Source organism: Dactylosporangium maewongense (assembly GCF_039531485.1).
GTDB lineage: Bacteria > Actinomycetota > Actinomycetes > Mycobacteriales > Micromonosporaceae > Dactylosporangium > Dactylosporangium maewongense.
Genome location: NZ_BAAAQD010000016.1, coordinates 249,500 through 265,785, shown reverse-complemented (window position 1 = coordinate 265,785; position 16,286 = coordinate 249,500). Strand labels below are relative to the sequence as shown.

The following is a 16,286-nucleotide window of genomic DNA, read 5'->3' as shown; positions in this document are numbered from 1 at the left end:
CCACCAACGCGTTTCTGGTTTCTGGCTTTGTCCGCGGAGATTGGGCACCAGATGCCGCTGAGTTCCGGGACCAGCGAGATCTCGCGGGGTTCGATGTTCGCCAGTTCGGGTCCCGATCCGGTCGCGACGCGCGCGACCGGATCTCCGTGCGACGCGTCAGCCGAGAGCGGCCTTCACGTCATCGAGCGTCGCTGGCGTATTCGTTTTGGACACGAACGGTGACGGACCTGCGAATTTGAGTTGTCCGCTCGCATCGACCGTGGCGATGCCGGCGACGTACAGCCCGGCGGCCTTCACCGGCACCGTGGCCGGCTTCGGTGCCGCAAAAATCGCGAACGCGGTGCCGGCCAGTTCGGTCGGACTCTTGAGCCGCGAGTCGGCCTTCTGTACGTTCGCCAACTTGTCATGGGTGTACCCCAGGCGGGGACCCTTCTTGTCTTCTTTGTTCCACTTGCCGCTCAGGTACACGATCGTGAGCGTGGCACCGGGCTTGATGTCGCCCTTGATGACGGAGTCGAGCTTGAACGAGATCGACCCGTAAACCTCTGGCCCTTCGCCGGGGATGTTGCCCTCGGCGTTCGGGTCGACCGGTACCTCGTAGGCCACGTCGTTCACGGCGGTCACCGTCCCGGTCGCAATGACCGGACGCTCGGCGACGAAGGCCTTGAGGCTGTCGAAGGGCACCGACGACCCCTCGTACGCGGTCGCCACCACTGCATCGTTGCCTGCCGCGGGACTTGCGCATCCGCCGAGCAGCACCACAGCCGCCACAGCAATCCACTTACGCACCGTGTCCACCTAACTACGCGACGCGGGAGGTGCCGTAGGCGGCGCCGGCCAGGAGCACGACTCCGCCGATTCCCACCATCCAGCGGGTGCTCCCGTCGCCGTTCGGGTCTTCCACCCGGCCGGTCGGGTCCTTCGGGTCGTACCGGACCTCCATCCGCGCGCCCACCTTGACCTCGGTCGCATCGCCAGTGTTCGACACGTCGGCCTGGACGGTCCTTCCGTCGGCGGTGGTGAACCGAACTTCCGCGAAAGCGCCGCCCTTGGTGTACGACACCGACACGATTTCGCCCGTGGTGACCAGCCCACGTTGCTGCAGGATCCGATGGTCGTAGTGCATCTGGAGCGCGATGCACACGAACACCAGCCCGGCGACGGTGGCCAAGACGATGCCGGCCCACTCCTTCGTGTTGGCGTATGGCGAGCTGTGCCGTGCGCGGCGTCGCCTGGGCAGCGTGGGGCGCGTTTTCAGCCTGTTCAACCTCGTCGCCTGATCGTCCGGCCGCAACCGTCGTCGCCGTTTCCGCTTCCCGGCCATGCGCTCATTATCCGTCGCGAGGCAGCGGCCAACGTGTCAGGACAAGTCACGTCAAGCCGTTGCTCGCGTGGGCCGGTATCGCAGGGCGACCACCCCCGACCGGAACTCGTGGCGGTCCACGAGCTCGAGCTGGATGCGTTCGCGCAGGCCGGTGAGCAATGTCGGTCCGTGTCCGGCGAGGACCGGCTGTACAACGAACACGTATCGTCGATCAGTCCCAGGTCTGCCAACGCCAGGGGGAGTGTCACGCCACCCATGAACAGGCCTTCGCCTGGCGCGACCGAAGCGGCTCCATCGCATCGCCGACCGCCGGCACGCTGACTGGGACGCGTCGCGGCACTCCTTCAGGCCGACCGCTCCGCGGCGCTCTACTCCTCAGCTTGGGGCTGGACAACCGTGCCCGACACGTGGTTGAAGATGGAGACCGCGAGCTGCTGCCGGCCAGCAGCGTCGGCCACCGGCAGGCCGACCTGCTCATCCCGTCCGGCCATGCCCGTGCAGCGTTCCACGATCTCGCCGATCTGATACATCACCCGGACGATCGCCTCGGCCTCGGCCCCCGAATACCAGTACGGGACCGTCACGCCGGCCTCGTCCGCGTACAGGCTGACCTGAATGCCGGTGGGTTCGTGGTCGAGCTCGAAGTAGCCCTCATGCCGACGAACGTCGACGTCGCCCAGGACGCTCCGCGACTCCTCGACGATGCGCTCCCAGGCCGCGCCGTCCGGCGCCTCCAGCGCCTCGTCGTCGTCATCGTCGTCCCAGCCCTCGTCCTCGACGTCCTCAGCGTCGGACGGTGAGGCCGAGTCCTTCAGCAAGAACGTGAGGTCATAGCTCATGTGTTGGCACGCTACCGGGGGCGGCGCCGGTCAAGGCCATCCGCACTGCGCAGTCCTGCTTCGGCGACGAGGCCGGCCCGAGAGCCGAGCAGAACTCGCGGAATCCCCGCACCTGAGTCTGCGCAAGGTGCGGGGTGTGTTAGCTGGAAGCGGGCAGCAGGTCGTGCTGAGTGCTACGCGGTAGTTTGTCGCCGCTGGTGTGGACGCCGTTGGGCTGGATGGTGTCGGAGCGTGCGGTGAATCTGCTGGATAAGGCGAGGATGCCGAAGGCGCCGACGTACAGCAAGGCGCCGACGCTGAGCCAGATCAACTGCGGTCCGGCCGCTTCTTGCGGGCGCGGCTCGGGTCGGCGGGCGTCGCGGGTGCCCGCCGACCGGCGCTTGGGTGGGGCGGTCAGGTCAGGGTGGCCGTGTCGATCACGAACCGGTACCGCACGTCGGAGGCGAGGACCCGTTCGTAGGCGTCGTTGACCTGGTCGATGCCGATGACCTCGATGTCGGCGCCGATGCCGTGCTCGGCGCAGAAGTCGAGCATCTCCTGCGTCTGCGGCAGCCCGCCGATGATCGAGCCGGTGAGGATGCGCCGTTGCAGGCTCAGCGAACCGGAGTGCACCTGCATCGGCTCGGGCGGTCCGCCGACACTGACCAGCACCCCGTCGACGACCAGCAGCGACAGGTAGGCGTCCAGGTCGACCGGGGCGCTGACCGTGTTGATGATCAGGTCGAACGTCCGGGCCAGGGCGGTGAACGTGTCCGGGTCGGCGGTGGCGTAGTAGCCGGACGCGCCGAGCGCCAGGCCGTCCTCGCGCTTCTTCAGCGACTGCGACAGTACGGTGACGTCGGCGCCCATCGCGTGGGCGAGCTTGACCGCCATGTGCCCCAGCCCGCCGAGGCCGACGACGGCGACCCGCTTGCCCGGCCCGGCGCCCCACCGTTGCAGCGGCGAGAAGGTGGTGATCCCGGCGCACAGCAGCGGCGCCGCGACGTCCAGGCCGATGCCGTCGGGGATGCGGCAGACGAATCGCTCGGTGACGACGACGGACTGGGCGTAGCCGCCTTGGGTGGGCAGCCCGTCCCGGCCGACGCCGTTGTAGGTGGGGGTGCTGCCGTTGAGGCAGTACTGCTCCTCGCCGCGTTCGCAGCTGGAGCATTCGCCGCAGGAGTCGACGAGGCAGCCGACGCCGACCCGGTCACCGACGGCGAACTTCGTGACGTTCGCACCGACTTCGGTCACGATCCCGGCGATCTCGTGACCCGGCACGACCGGGTAGTTGGCCGGGCCCCACTCGCTGCGCACGGTGTGGATGTCGGAGTGGCAGATCCCGGCGAACCTGATGTCGATCCGCACATCGAGCGGCCCGACATCGCGCAGTTCGATCGGGTGCGGCCTGAGCGGTTCGGTGGCGGACAGCGCGGCGTAGGCAGCGACGGTCGTAGGCATGACGAACGGAACTCCAATGAACTCGACGAACGACGGTGGCCGGCGTGCGATGGCCGACCGCTGGGCTTCTTCCAGGAAACCTGGGTCGGCGCGGCGGTGGCAGAGTCTGCGAGAGGGGTACCGCCAGTGACTCCTTCGCCGATTGCCGACCTCGTACCGTAGATGACGTGGGAGAACCCAAGAAGGTCGCCGCCGACGTGCGCCAGCAGCTGCGCGAGTTCCTGGCCACCCGCCGGGCGCGGCTCACGCCCGAACAGGCGGGCCTTCCCGTCTTCGGCGGCAACCGCCGGGTCAAGGGCCTGCGCCGGGGGGAGGTCGCCACCCTCGCCGGGATCAGCGTCGAGTACTACATCCGCCTTGAACGCGGCGAAGCCCACGGCGTGTCCGAATCCGTCCTCGACGGCATCAACCACGCACTGCAGCTCAACGAGGCCGAACGCGCCCACCTCCTCGACCTGGTCCGCGCCAGCGGCGGCACCCGCCCCCTCAAGCTCGTCACCGCCCGACAAAGCCTGCGCCCACCGATCCAGCGCATCCTCGACTCGATGACCACCACCCCGGCCGTCGTCTACTCCGGCCGTCTGGACGTCATCGGCACCAACGCCCTCGGCCGTGCCCTCTACGCCCCCATGTACGACGACCCGGTCCGGCCGGTCAACACCGCACGGTTCGCGTTCCTCAACCCGGCCGCCCGCACCTTCTGGCACGACTGGGACAAGATCGCCAACGATTCCGCCAACCTGCTGCGCGCCGAGGCCGGCCGCAACCCCTGCGACAGCGACCTCACCGCACTCGTCGGGGAGCTCTCCACCCGCAGCGAAGACTTCCGCATCCGCTGGGCCCGCCACGACGTCCGGCTCCACACCACCGGCGTCAAACGCGTCCACCACCCCGTCGTCGGCGACCTCGAACTACCCTACGAAGCCACCCCCCTCGCCGCCGACCCCGGCCAGACCCTGCTCATGTACACCGCCGAACCAGGCACCCCCAGCGAAGACGCCCTCCACCTCCTCGCCAGCTGGGCAGCATCCGAAGCGCCCACCAACCGCAGCGCCAAGTCCGAGCGCGGCTGACCAACCGACACCGCGGCACCGCCCACCGGCCCGTTCGAACCCACCTGTGATGATCACAAGACGACGTTCATCGGCCCTTGCTGTCCCTTCCAATATACTTCAAGCGTGTACTGAAACCTATGCGCAGTTTCCTTCAAGCAAAGAGTAAACGCGGGTTGGAGATGCTTCACGCTTGGAGTATGTTGGGGTGATGGACGACGCCCCGGAGGTCGCAGAGCCGCAGTGGCTCGACCCCGATGAGCAGCAGCACTGGTATGCGTTCGCCTACGTGCTGACCCAACTGCCCGCCGCACTGGAGGCGCAGATGCAGCGGGACGCGGGCATCTCCCACTTCGAGTACGTGGTGCTGTCCGCGTTGTCGATGGCGCCGGAGCGCACGCTGCGGATGAGCGAGGTCGCCCAGTACGTCGGCAGCACGCTGTCCCGGCTGTCGAACGTGGTGATCCGGCTGGAGAAGCGCGGCTGGGTGAGCCGGCACCCCGACCCGGCCGACGGGCGCGCCACCCTGGCGACGCTCACCGGCGACGGCATGGCCAAGGTCGCGATCGCCGCGCCCCGCCACGTCGCCGCCGTGCGCCGGCTGGTCATCGACCCGCTGACCAAGGCACAGCAACGTCAGCTCGGCGCCGTCTCCCAGCGGCTGCTCGCCGCCCTGAACGCGCCGTGCCCCACCGAATGGGCACCGCCCGGCGCGGCCGTGCCGGGCGAGCACGGCTGACCCGCCTGCGTCGCGCATGCTCACTCACCCGGCCGTCCGGCCGGGGCTGCACCTTCTGAAGGAGCTTCGCCATGCCCACCATCGCCATCGTCGGAGCCGGGCCGGGTCTCGGTCTGTCCATCGCCAAGGTCTTCGGCGGCCACGGATTCGATGTCGCCCTCATCTCGCGTAGCAAGGACAAACTCGACGTCCTGGTCGCCGAACTCAACGCCGTCGGGATCACCGCAGAGGGGTTCCCTGCCGACGCCGCAGACGCCGCCCAGGTCACCGCCGCGCTGCAGCACGCGATCACGCGGTTCGGGCGGATCGACGTGCTGGAGTATTCCCCGCACGCGGGCCTGACCATGACCGCACCCAAAGACGTGACCCTCGAATCGCTGCGTCAGCCGATCGACAGCCTCCTGTACGGCGCGGTCGCCGCGGTCCAGGCGGTGCTGCCCGCCATGATCGTGGCCGGATCCGGCACGGTGCTGTTCACCACTGGCGGCGGCGCGATCAACCCGTACCCGATGCTCGCCGACGTCAACATCGCCCAGGCCGGCCAGCGCAACTGGGCCATCAACCTGCACAACACCCTCGCCGACCAGGGCGTCTACGTGGCGAGCGTGGCCATCGACCTGATGATCGGCACCCAGGCCCCAGACGGCGTCCCCTATCGCGCGCCGGACGAGATCGCCCTCGACTACTGGACCTTGCACACCACCCGAACTCAGGCCGAGCACTTCATCGGCGCCTGACTACCTGCCCATCACCTGCCCACCGTCCTCCCGTGGTTGGTGGCGACGAGGTGGGCCGGTGGCCTTTAGCGGGGACGGTGGTCACCGGCCGGAGGTGTTCGTTGGCCATTGCAACGGTCAGTTGGCCAGGCAGCCCCCGTCTGATCGACGGGCATCGTGGATAATGTGGCGGTGGACGATCCCTCGGTCTCGGTGAGGCATGCCACCAGCAGCGACGCCGCGGCGGTAGCCGAGCTTGCAAGTCAGCTCGCACAGTCGTTCCAGTTCTCCCGAATGCGGTTCGATGCCAACTACGCCGCCCTGCTGAACACGGATGATGCCTGTCTGCTGCTTGCCGTCGATGGTGATACCGCACTTGGCTACCTCGTGGGCTTCGACCACATCACGTTCTACGCGAACGGGCCGGTGGCCACCGTGGCGGAAATCCTGGTTCGCGCTGAGTGTCGTGGGCGTGGTATCGGCCGCACGCTGATGGGGGCATTCGAACGGTGGGCCGTGAGCCGGAACTGCAGCCTCGTCACGCTTGCCACCCGACGGGCGGCGCTGTTCTACGTCGCGCTCGGGTACGAGGAGTCGGCGGCCTATCTGAGGAAGGTGCTGCGTGAGCACGCAGCACAGTGACGGCTCGGCCGTGGCGCGCGTCGCCGCGGAACGGAGGGAGGAACGGTGATGACAACCGCGCAGGTGCTGGCCTTCGGCGGCGTTGTCGCCCTCGGTGCCATGTCGCCTGGACCGGACTTCGCCGTCGTGATGCGCCGCTCGGCCCTTGCAGGCCGCGCGCACGGCATGGCGACAGCGGTGGGCGTCGCCGCCGGGGTCTTCGCCTGGGCGATTGCCGCCGCCACCGGCGTTGCGGCACTGGTCGCCATGAGCTCCGTCGCCTTCACCATCATCAAGCTTGTAGGCGCGGGCTATCTGGTCTACCTGGGTGTCAACGCACTGCGCTCGGCATGGCGCTCGCGCGACTTCCGATCCGATCCAGACGCCGAGCGCACCGCTGGCTCAGGTCTGTGGGGATCGTTCCGTGACGGTCTGCTGTGCAATGCGCTCAACCCCAAGGCGGCGATCTTCTTTGTCGCGCTCCTGCCCCAGTTTCTTTCGGCCGATGCCGGCCTCGCCCCGATGCTGACGTTGTCACTGATCGCCGTGGTCATCACGGCCGCCTGGTTCCTCACCGTGGCGAATCTGGTCGCCGCGGCTCGCCGGGTGCTCTCCCGACCGGCCGCACGTCGTTTCATCGACGGGATGAGCGGCACGGCGCTGATCGGCCTCGGGGTCCGGCTCGCGTTCACCACCGCCAGGTAAGTCCATCCCAGTCACCCCTCGCTCGATCTGCCGCTGCGCCCATCAGCTGGAACCCTCAGCTCGGACCGAGTCGAACTTCCGTCATCGGCACGAGCCCGTCGCCGGTTTCGACGACCGCCTCGCGCAGTGCGTTCCACCGTTCACATGGCATCACCAGTCGCCTGTTGCGTCATGCCGCATGTGTACGACGAAGCTTGCCACCTCTTCGATGGCGTCCGCCGAGAGCGACGTCAGGTCCCAGACCAGTCCACCGATGTGTGATCTGTAGTCCGGGGTGGGCTCGTTGCCTGACGGTGTGGGCACTGCACTGAGCGCCGCCAGGTCGTCGGGGCGCAGGTCGAGCACGTCGCCGAGGTAGAGCAGCCACACCGGCTTTGGGGGGAAGTACCCGAGGATGAGCCGGCGGAGCAATGCCTCCGCCCAGCCGATGACATGACACACGCTCGTGTCGTCGAGGTTCCGGACGAGCATGAGCCGTTCGAGCACCGCGCCGAACGTCACGGTCGCCGGTGGCGCTGCCTGCTGGCGCGGGTTGGGTGATGGGGCCAGTGCGCGGGCGTACTGGCGGATCGGACCTATTTCCTCGGCGGTCAGCCGGCAGGTTCCCTGGAGCACATTCTGGACCTGGCGTTTCGCGGTGGGGTCGGCCGGCATCAGATCGGCTGGTGTCGGCAGGCCGGCGATCGCGAGCATGTCGGCGAGGCGCCATCCGAGGTTGTCGGCAAACTCGGGTAGCCGCTCCTGGTCCGGCACTGCGACGCCGCGGTGTGCCGCCAGCCGACGCAGTAGCACGCTGTCCACGTCGGCACGATAGCCGAACACTGTCTCGACAGCGCCACGACTGCTCATCGGCAGTTCAGTGAACGCCGGTCTTCCCCGGGCTTGCGCATCCCATACGGAGAGTCACACCGGCGCGGATGACGGCGCGCTCGTCCGGCGGCATGAGTGCGCACGTGATCAGGCGGAACATGAGCACATGTGTCACAAGGTCACGATCAGGTCCGCCGACCACCAGTGAGGCCGGTTCTGCTCCCACCTGGCGACGTACCGCTGCTCGGTGATCTCCTCAACCACGGCCAGCAGTTGTGCCTGCGCTTCCTCCGGGGCCGCCTCCGCTGAGGCATCAAGCACGCCGTCGAGGACCCCCTTGTCGTTGTAGACGGTGTAACGCCACTGCCCCTTCGGGTTGTAGAGCACCAGCACGCGAGCGGTCGCCTTCCATGCATGCCGTCTTGGATCGATCACGTGCGCCACGATGCCAGCTGGACCCCACCACCCACTCATCGGCTTCTTACCGGATCATGGATGTCTGCGGGAAGCTAAGACGGAGTGTCGGCGCGGTCATTGGGTCGGTTTTTGGAGTCCTGGCGTCGGCGTTCAGGCTGAGCACTGCGGTCAGCAATGTGATCCTCGACCTCGGGTCACCGGCGTCCCGTCGGATCCGCTCGACTGTTGCTGAACTGCTCCAGCAGGTCAACGGCGGTGGCGGCGCCGTCGCGCTCGCGGATCTGCTCCCCGAGCCGGCGCGCGGCCGTGCGGTGCGGGCCGTCGGCGAGCAGCGCCGTTACGGCCGCGCGGATGGTCTTCGGCCGCGCCGACTTGGCCAGCATCCGGCCCGCGTCGTGCCGGACCAGCGCGCGGCCGATGGCGGCCTGGTCCATGAGCGGGTGCATCGGCAGGACGAGGAGCGGGATTCCATAGGACAGGGCGCGGGCGGTGGTGCTGTGCCCGCCATGGCCGATCACCAGCGACGTTTCCGGCATGACCGTTGCGTGGTCGAGGTAGCGGTGGACTGCGGCGTTGCCCGGCACCCGCAGGGAGGCCGGATCGATCGAGGGCCCGGTGGTGACGACCACGTCGGTGTCCAGACCGTCGACGGCGTCGAGGATCCGCTGCAGGGCTTTGTCCTGACCGGGGAACCGGGTGGTGCTCAGGCTGACGAGCACGCGGGGCGGCGCGGTGGGCTCGGCCGGGCGGGGCGTGCCGCCTGCTGGCACCTGCCAGACCGGGCCGATGTGATGCACGCGTGAGGGTGCCGGCGGACCCGCGGGCGGCTCGAAGTCCGCGCGCACCGTCACCAGGCTCAGCGCGGGCGAGGCCAGGACGGGCCGCATCCGGATGCCGCGCAGGCGCAGGATCGCGCCGACCGGGCCGCGCGCCTCGGCGTGGAAGAAGCTCCAGAGGGTGTGCACGAGCGAGACGGTCGGCAGGCCGGCCCGCACGAGCTCGTCGAGCGCGCCGAGCAGCAGGCAGTCCACGACGACCACGTCGGTGGGCTCGGCGCGGGCCAGCCGGACGGCGTCGGTGCCGATGCCCCGGTCGGCGAAGACCGCGGTCAGGTCGCGCAGGCCGGACAGGGTGCTGCGCGGTGCCGCCGAATCGTATTGCCGGCCCTCGCGCACGGTCTCGAAGCGGAACCCGGCGCGCTCGATGGCGGCGCGCTGCGGTTCGTGGCCGAGGAACCGTGCGCTCCCGCCGCGCCGCACGATCTCGCGGGCGATGCCGAGCGCGGGCGGCAGGTTTCCGCCGGCGTCGACGGTGGCGAAGAGTGCGTCCACGGTGCTCGCTCCTCCTTGCGGGTCATTTGCCGACGAGGATCGCGGTGACCAGGGCATGCATCCGGGCCTGCGTGGTCGCGGCGTCGAGACCGCGGTCGCGGCGCAGCAGCTTCCACGCGTAGACGTCGGTGGCGACCACGAGCAGGTCAATCAGCGTGTCCCGGTCGCCCCCCGCCGCGTCGAGCTGCGGCCGGAAGACGTCCTCGACCCAGCGGCGGTGCAGCAGTTTGCCCGGCCCGACGACGGCGGCGATGCGCGGGTCGTGCTCCTGGCCGAGCAGCCGCAGGACATAGTCACCGCGTCGCTCGTAGTGGGCGACGATGACCGCGAGCGCGCCGGCGACGTCGCCGACCGGCGCGCGGCGCTCCTCCTCGACGTCGGCGGAGGCGAGCCGCACCGCCTCGTCGAGGAGGTTGTCCCGGCTGCCGAAGTGCCGCAGCACGGTCTGCACGCTCGTGCCGGCGCGGGAGGCGACCTCGTCGAGCGTGATCTCGATCGTCATCTTCTCCTCGCTCAGCTCGAGCACGGCGCGCAGCACCCGCAGGTGCGTCGCCGCCTTCGCGTCAGCGCGCGCCCGCATGGTGTAGGTGCGTGGGGCGTCCATCCGTGCTCACGCTACGCCGCGCGAGAATTTGATGTCAACGAGTACTAACGCGAAATAGCAGGGCGCACTCCGGCCGGCAAACCGGCGACCGGAATGGCTACGGCGAGCCTGACCAGCAGGCAAGCGGCGCGCCAGCCCGCAGGTGGCGGTTACAGCACGCCCACGACGAACGACCGGCGGTCGCTCCGAGGTAGCCGGCGCACCGGGCCTTCACGGACAACGTGATGGACACCTGCGTGCTCGCAGCGCGCGATCGGCGGGCCGATATCGAGATACGGATGGCCATGATTCACGTACGTCGATAGAGTGATGGTCTTGCATGATCCGGGTTCCTCAATTCGGCACGAGCGAGCGCCGAAGCCGTGATTCGATGTGCCTGTCCACCGCCACGAAGCGTGACGATCTACAGGACCTCGACGCGCGAGACCCGCGGCATGACCGGACACCTGATCAGAGGTGCGATGCCGCTGGAGATGTCTGGCGCGTGATCACAGCGAGGAAGCGGGGCTTCAGCGCTTCGACGCGGGTGTTACGCCAGCACGCAGCAGTGGCATGATGTAACGACATTGCTGATGCTGGAAGTGTTCATGCCTCGCCGGTCAGCGAGTCAGATCAGGATGCAGTCGTCCTGCCGCCGCCGCTGGTATCTGGTCCCCGCATCACGCGTGCCGTTGCCCGCCAGTCTGTCAACCTCGACCGAGCACCAGATACGCGACTTTGAACGTCGTCACGGCCTCGACTCCGACCAGGTCGCACGAGCGTTGCTTCGGTGGACCGGTTGGGCCCGATGCCCGCGGCCAGACCGATGGCGTTACGGATGGCAGTTCAGCCCACCTTTTGCCGACGATCGTGCGTTGCTGGAGGCTCTGCTCGCCGAACTCCGTCGACCAGCACGCCGACAGCTCTGGCCGATCGTGGCGACGCTGGACGCGCGCTACCGTGCCGTGACGGTTCCCGATCCCTTCACGCCCGCCTACCTTCCATGGTGGCGCCGCCGGACAGAACTTTGACTCCGGACGCCCTCGCCCTTGGCCCCTTCCGGACGGTCAAATAGCCGGTCCGCCCGTCATCGTTGCAGCAGATGGTCGATACCGCGCGGATGCGCTCGCGGGCGTCGTCGCGCGGTACACCGGCCATCAGATGAGCGATGATGGTCGCTGGTCAGGGAGCCTCCTCGACGAGCGGGCCGACTCCCGCCGCCGGTGTCGGCCAGCCCGGTGGAAGCACTGACCGCAGAACGTCGAACACCCGCCGGGCGGCGGCATGGTCGTAGCCGGCCAGCCGCCCGGTCGCCTGCGCCCAGACACCACCCGGGGGCAGCGCCACGACCTCGTGGAACGCGCCGCTGGCCCGCAACCCGTCGGCGCCACCGAGCCGCGCCGCCACCTCGCCCGGGATGACGGTGATCCACGAGTGTCCTTGAGTTGAACCGCGGCCATGATCATGTCGGGCGGAAACCGGAATCCGGCGAACGCCGCCCGTGGCGACGGGGACGCACGTCGGCCGATCTGGAGCTTCACCGGTCAAGCCTGCCTGACCAGGGAGCGCCCCAATGCAATGGACCCCATCAGGCTCGTCAGATCCACTCGACGCCGCGGCTCTCAACGAACCAACTCGTCACATGTGCCGCCACCATGACGACACCCACCGACCACACCGACCAGGTCCAGAACGAATCCAGCGACGGCAGCATCCAGGCCAGGCCGAACACCGGCACCGCAGGGACCAGCATGAGAAACGCCATCCACATCGCGAACCGACTGCGCCACCCCGGATACATGTCCTGCGTCAGGTACCGCTGCCACCGCCACAGCCGGTCGTCGCCGGCCGTCTCGACGATGACGGGCCGGACATGTTCGTCGATGTACGCGCCGACGCCCTTCGCGTGCACGGTGTACTGCTGGTACAGCAACCCAAGTGCGACCGACACGAACGGCGCGACCAGCAGGAGCTTCGTCGGCACAGCGTTCGACAGCACGAACCCGAACAACGCACCCGCCGCCGTCACGTTCAGAATCAAGATCTGGCGCTGGCCCCGGGCGATCTCATCCAGCTCTCCGCGCAATGCCACGAACTCGGCCAACGCCGCCTCGAAACCCGTCGATCCCGCTCCTCCGGCATGCATCGGCCGTATCGACCGATGTCAACGCACGGTGGTGGTGATCGTCCGCAACGGCCGGGTGTTCGTGACGTCCGCTGCCAGCGCCACCGACTCCCGCTACTGCATGGGCCTGTCAGGCGCCGGTCCTGCAAACGTCGTCGAGCCCGTCGCGGCAGATGTGTGCACGCCGGTCACTGGGCGGTGTGGTTGCGCCATTGCTACATTGCGGCCGTGCATGATGAGCCGGACCCGTCCGTCGAGCCGGCCCGGTGGGTGGCGCTGGCCGAAGAACTGACGGCGCGTCCGTTCCCGACCACGCCGACCGGAGCCGACAACTGGGTCGTCGGCCAGGCGCAGAGTGGACCGGATCGTCACTTCGCGCCTCTCGCGTCGAGCGAGATCCTTGAGGATGCGCCGGGGGAGCGGTGGGCCGAGGTCGAAGACGATTTTGAGCGGCGGCGCGGCGCGGTCGTCAGCACACTTACTGCCGCTTGGGGCGAGCCGCAGACCTATTCGTTCGATCGCGACTTCGACCGGCTCATCGCCGGTGAAGCGCTGCCGACGGTGATCCAGGACCTCACGTACTGCTCGTTCGGCCATCACGCAGACACATGGCGGCGCGGCGACCGTACGGTATGCGTCGTCCTCGGCCAGGTCGACAAGCACTTCCCGATCATGGTCCTGCTTGCGGTCATCATGCAGCCGCTGCCATGAGCCGTGGGTCGTCTCTCGCCACAGCGGCATTGAGCAGGTGAACTCGGATTGCCATGGCGCGCACCCGATCAAGTCGCGTCGCGCGCCCAGCGGCATCACAGCGCACGTGATCTCAAGGCAGCCTGCTTCGCCCACGGTCTGGCCATTGGTTGCGGTCGCAGTTTCCGCGCGCCTCGCCCGCCGCACATGCCTCGACCTCGTCGAGCTTCGCCCCGAGGTGCTCGACGGGCGCATTGCCGCCGTAGGAGTCAGTTCAGGAAGTGCAGTTCGTTGCCGTCGGCGTCGTAGGTGACGACGTTGCCGGGCGGCCAGATCGAGACACCGCCGTCCCAGTTGACGATCCGGACCTCGTTGTCGGCGCTGGCGTCCTCGACCACGGCGGTCATGGACTGGCCGCCGACCAGGTCGTAGGTCATGCCGGTCGGCTCGAACATCACCGTGAACGGCGCGTCGTGGTCGGCCTCGACCTTGATGACGAAACCGCTGAGCGACGTTACGGGCCTGGGTTCCCGGGACATGCCCTCAACCTACCCACCGCGACCTGGCCGACCGAACGCGATCCAGAAGGTGGCGGAGGGTGAGAGTCTGAATTCGCTGGGCCTGCGAACGAGCACCAGGTGCGGCGTGAGCGGACGTCACGACGATTGGCGCTACAACTCGCCGTGGCTCGAGGCGACCGTTCGCCCCCTCGCCGTCATGAACGACCTGCTCACAGCGGCGGGCACGCCGGTTCGTGTCTTCACGCTCTCTGCGGGCGAAAACGACGGTCTGGCACTACTGCTGGACCCGGCGGTCGTTGGCGGCAGGCCGAACGCGATGCGGGAGGGCCGTACTCGTGGTGGCCTGGCGATCGGGAGCGACCTGGATGTCATGGCCCAGCTGTCCGGCTCATCGGGTGCGGCTGAGGGCCGCGTTGAGGTGGTCGAGATGGCGTGCGACGGGGCCGGCGGTGAGCATGCCGCTGCCGGCCCCGGCCAGCTCGTTGGCGGCCGGCGTGAGTTCGGTCCGGGCGCGTTTCATCGCCGTCCGGTCGTTCAGGGCGATTGCGGCCTTGGCGGTGAGGCACCACAGGGCCTCGAACAGCAGATCGCGCGGCGGATCCGGGGCCTGACGCAGTGCCGCGGTGGCATTGGCCCGGCGGTCCCGGGCCAGCAGGACGAGCGGGCGCACCCAGGGTGTGTAAGGGCCCCAGTCGGTGTCATCTTCGAAGCGGATCGGCTCGCCGTGCCACACGCGCAGGCACAGCAGGGCCAGCGGTAGGAGGCCCCGCTCGACACCGGGCATGCCGGCGTTGGCGAGCTGTGCCGCGGCGTCGCGGTAGGCGGCTTCCGCGGCCTGTGGCGACGGCCCGGTCGCGGCGAGTCGCAATGCGCGGTACCACTGGGTGAGCACGCCGACCAGCGGGCGGTCGTGCCGCTCGGCGAGCCGGTCCGCTGCGGCGGCGTGCTGGTCGCCGGTGGCGAAGTCCGCGAGCGCGCTGCGGGCCTGTAGCCGGACGAGATGACCGAGGATCTCGAACGTCGCCAGGCCGTGCCGGGCGGAGAGCGCGACCAACTCCGCACCGATCTCGTCCCGCTCGGGAGCCAGGCCCGCGCGGTGAAAGGTCTGCATGAACACGCCGTTCAGGGCGAAGGCCAGCAGGGCCGGGTCGCCCAGGTGGCGCGCGATCCGCTCCGCCTCCCGGGCCGCCTCGGGCCCGCGCGCCGCGCGCGTACCGCGTGACTCCACCGCGATCGTGGCCAGCAGGCGAGCTCGGGTGGTCTCGGACGAGCCGGGGTGAACGGCGGTCAGGGCCCGCTCGGCCGCGGCGACGATCTGCGCCGCCTGCGCCGGATCATCCGAGCGTGTCCAGATCGCGGGTACGTCGTAGCCGCCGATTACCCGGGCGGTGAGCTCGGGATCGCCCAGCTGCTCGGCCGCGGCGATGGCGGCGATCCGCTGCTCCCGCGCCGCCTCGAGTCCGCTCGCCCCCGTCACGGCGAGACTTCGCAGCAAACCGACGGTGGACTCCAGTCGAGCCCCGGAACCGGACGCCACGGTACGGTCGTATGCCGCCGCGGTCTCCGCCCAGACCCGTTCCGGTCCCAGGGAACCGGGACCTTCGCTGACCCGGTCGGCCTGGCGGAGGATGTCGGTCTCCAGGCGACGCAGTCGCGGGCCCGGATCGATGCCGAGCTGTTCCAGGAGTAGGCCGCGGGCTCGGCGCAGTACCGCAAGTGCATCACCCTGCCGCCCCGCGCGGGACAGCGCAAGCGCCAGCAGCCGCCACGCCTCCTCCCGCCACGGATGCTCGGCCACGTGCGCGTCGAGATCCGGTACGACGTCGGAGGCACGCCCGACAGCCAGTCGCGCCTCGGCCCGCTGCTCGATCGCATTCAGCCGTAGCTGTTCGAGGCGGGAGCGCTCGACGCGGGCCCACGGCTCGTCGTCGAAGCCGGCGAACGCCGGCCCCCGCCACCAGCTCAGGGCACGATCGAGCCGCTCGAGTGTCTCGTGCGGGGGCGCCGTGGACGCGGCGGCGACCGCGTCCTCGAACCGCCAGGCGTCGACCGCGTCGGGCGCCGCCCGAAGCGCGTAGCCCGGGCCCTCGGTGACCAGCAACCGAGCCGGCTCGCGCGGTGGACGCTGCGGCTCCAGCGCGCGCCGCAGCGCCGCTACGAACGTGCGGATCGCGCCGACCGCGCCCGGTGGAGGCTCCTGCCACAGGTCGTCGACGAGGTGGCCGACCGGTACGACCCGGCCGCGCGCGATGACGAGCCGCGCCAGCACCGCGCGGTGTTTCGGCCCTTTCAGGTCTATCGGCGCGCCGACGCCGTCCCAGGCGACAACCGGCCCGAGAACACCGAACCTGACCTGCACTGATCGAACCGTCC

At 69.1% G+C, this 16,286-nt stretch carries 18 protein-coding genes; 6 read left to right on the top strand and 12 right to left on the bottom strand.

All coding sequences use genetic code 11. The features are described 5' to 3' along the window. Positions 1–156: 156 nt before the first annotated feature. The 4 genes from ABD332_RS35690 to ABD332_RS35675 all read right to left on the bottom strand — a co-directional run bounded on the left by ABD332_RS35690 (position 157) and on the right by ABD332_RS35675 (position 3,603). On the bottom strand, positions 157–789 hold the full coding sequence (locus tag ABD332_RS35690) for a hypothetical protein (protein WP_344507106.1): 633 nt from the start codon (positions 787–789) through the stop codon (positions 157–159). Positions 790–802: 13 nt separating this feature from the next. Continuing rightward, positions 803–1,324, bottom strand: coding sequence for a DUF3592 domain-containing protein (locus ABD332_RS35685; RefSeq protein WP_344507104.1), 522 nt, complete (start codon positions 1,322–1,324; stop codon positions 803–805). 368 nt (positions 1,325–1,692) lie between these two features. After that, a complete protein-coding gene (locus tag ABD332_RS35680) occupies positions 1,693–2,163 on the bottom strand; it encodes a hypothetical protein (RefSeq protein ID WP_344507102.1) in 471 nt (156 codons plus the stop codon). Positions 2,164–2,556: 393 nt separating this feature from the next. After that, positions 2,557–3,603 (bottom strand): NAD(P)-dependent alcohol dehydrogenase, encoded by a 1,047-nt coding sequence (locus ABD332_RS35675; RefSeq protein ID WP_344507100.1) that lies wholly within the window; start codon positions 3,601–3,603, stop codon positions 2,557–2,559. 167 nt (positions 3,604–3,770) lie between these two features. Between ABD332_RS35675 and ABD332_RS35670 the strand changes: the two genes are divergently transcribed. From ABD332_RS35670 to ABD332_RS35650, 5 genes are all read left to right on the top strand, one after another. Beyond that, the gene (locus ABD332_RS35670; protein WP_344507098.1) at positions 3,771–4,676 is read left to right on the top strand and encodes a helix-turn-helix transcriptional regulator; all 906 of its coding nucleotides are present in this window, start codon (positions 3,771–3,773) and stop codon (positions 4,674–4,676) included. Positions 4,677–4,866: 190 nt separating this feature from the next. After that, positions 4,867–5,394, top strand: coding sequence for a MarR family winged helix-turn-helix transcriptional regulator (locus tag ABD332_RS35665; protein WP_344507096.1), 528 nt, complete (start codon positions 4,867–4,869; stop codon positions 5,392–5,394). 71 nt (positions 5,395–5,465) lie between these two features. Continuing rightward, positions 5,466–6,131 carry an SDR family NAD(P)-dependent oxidoreductase gene (locus ABD332_RS35660; RefSeq protein WP_344507094.1) on the top strand — a complete coding sequence of 222 codons (666 nt, stop codon included), beginning with the start codon at positions 5,466–5,468 and terminating at the stop codon, positions 6,129–6,131. Between the two features lie 171 nt (positions 6,132–6,302). Next, entirely contained in the window at positions 6,303–6,752 is a 450-nt protein-coding gene (locus tag ABD332_RS35655) for a GNAT family N-acetyltransferase (protein ID WP_344507092.1), read from the top strand. A 48-nt stretch (positions 6,753–6,800) separates the two neighbouring features. Beyond that, positions 6,801–7,436 (top strand): LysE family translocator, encoded by a 636-nt coding sequence (locus ABD332_RS35650; protein ID WP_344507091.1) that lies wholly within the window; start codon positions 6,801–6,803, stop codon positions 7,434–7,436. 150 nt (positions 7,437–7,586) lie between these two features. On the opposite strand, the gene ABD332_RS35645 is transcribed toward ABD332_RS35650, so the two are convergent. The 6 genes from ABD332_RS35645 to ABD332_RS35620 form a co-directional block, all read right to left on the bottom strand. Further along, positions 7,587–8,285 (bottom strand): hypothetical protein, encoded by a 699-nt coding sequence (locus ABD332_RS35645; RefSeq protein WP_344507089.1) that lies wholly within the window; start codon positions 8,283–8,285, stop codon positions 7,587–7,589. Between the two features lie 132 nt (positions 8,286–8,417). Continuing rightward, the gene (locus ABD332_RS35640) at positions 8,418–8,690 is read right to left on the bottom strand and encodes a hypothetical protein (protein ID WP_344507087.1); all 273 of its coding nucleotides are present in this window, start codon (positions 8,688–8,690) and stop codon (positions 8,418–8,420) included. A 167-nt stretch (positions 8,691–8,857) separates the two neighbouring features. Continuing rightward, positions 8,858–9,994: a glycosyltransferase gene (locus ABD332_RS35635; protein WP_344507085.1), complete on the bottom strand. Its 1,137-nt coding sequence runs from the start codon at positions 9,992–9,994 to the stop codon at positions 8,858–8,860. A gap of 22 nt (positions 9,995–10,016) precedes the next feature. Beyond that, on the bottom strand, positions 10,017–10,598 hold the full coding sequence (locus ABD332_RS35630; protein ID WP_344507083.1) for a TetR/AcrR family transcriptional regulator: 582 nt from the start codon (positions 10,596–10,598) through the stop codon (positions 10,017–10,019). A gap of 1,161 nt (positions 10,599–11,759) precedes the next feature. Continuing rightward, positions 11,760–11,984, bottom strand: a complete 225-nt coding sequence (locus ABD332_RS35625; protein WP_344507081.1) for a hypothetical protein — start codon at positions 11,982–11,984, stop codon at positions 11,760–11,762. Positions 11,985–12,174: 190 nt separating this feature from the next. Further along, entirely contained in the window at positions 12,175–12,681 is a 507-nt protein-coding gene (locus tag ABD332_RS35620) for a hypothetical protein (RefSeq protein ID WP_344507079.1), read from the bottom strand. Positions 12,682–12,930: 249 nt separating this feature from the next. On the opposite strand from ABD332_RS35620, the gene ABD332_RS35615 reads away from it, so the two are divergent. After that, on the top strand, positions 12,931–13,413 hold the full coding sequence (locus tag ABD332_RS35615; protein WP_344507077.1) for a hypothetical protein: 483 nt from the start codon (positions 12,931–12,933) through the stop codon (positions 13,411–13,413). Between the two features lie 248 nt (positions 13,414–13,661). On the opposite strand, the gene ABD332_RS35610 is transcribed toward ABD332_RS35615, so the two are convergent. Both ABD332_RS35610 and ABD332_RS35605 read right to left on the bottom strand, forming a co-directional pair. Beyond that, the gene (locus ABD332_RS35610; RefSeq protein ID WP_344507075.1) at positions 13,662–13,931 is read right to left on the bottom strand and encodes a hypothetical protein; all 270 of its coding nucleotides are present in this window, start codon (positions 13,929–13,931) and stop codon (positions 13,662–13,664) included. 370 nt (positions 13,932–14,301) lie between these two features. Next, complete coding sequence (locus tag ABD332_RS35605) at positions 14,302–16,272, bottom strand: AfsR/SARP family transcriptional regulator (RefSeq protein WP_344507073.1); 1,971 nt, start codon at positions 16,270–16,272, stop codon at positions 14,302–14,304. Positions 16,273–16,286 lie beyond the last annotated feature (14 nt).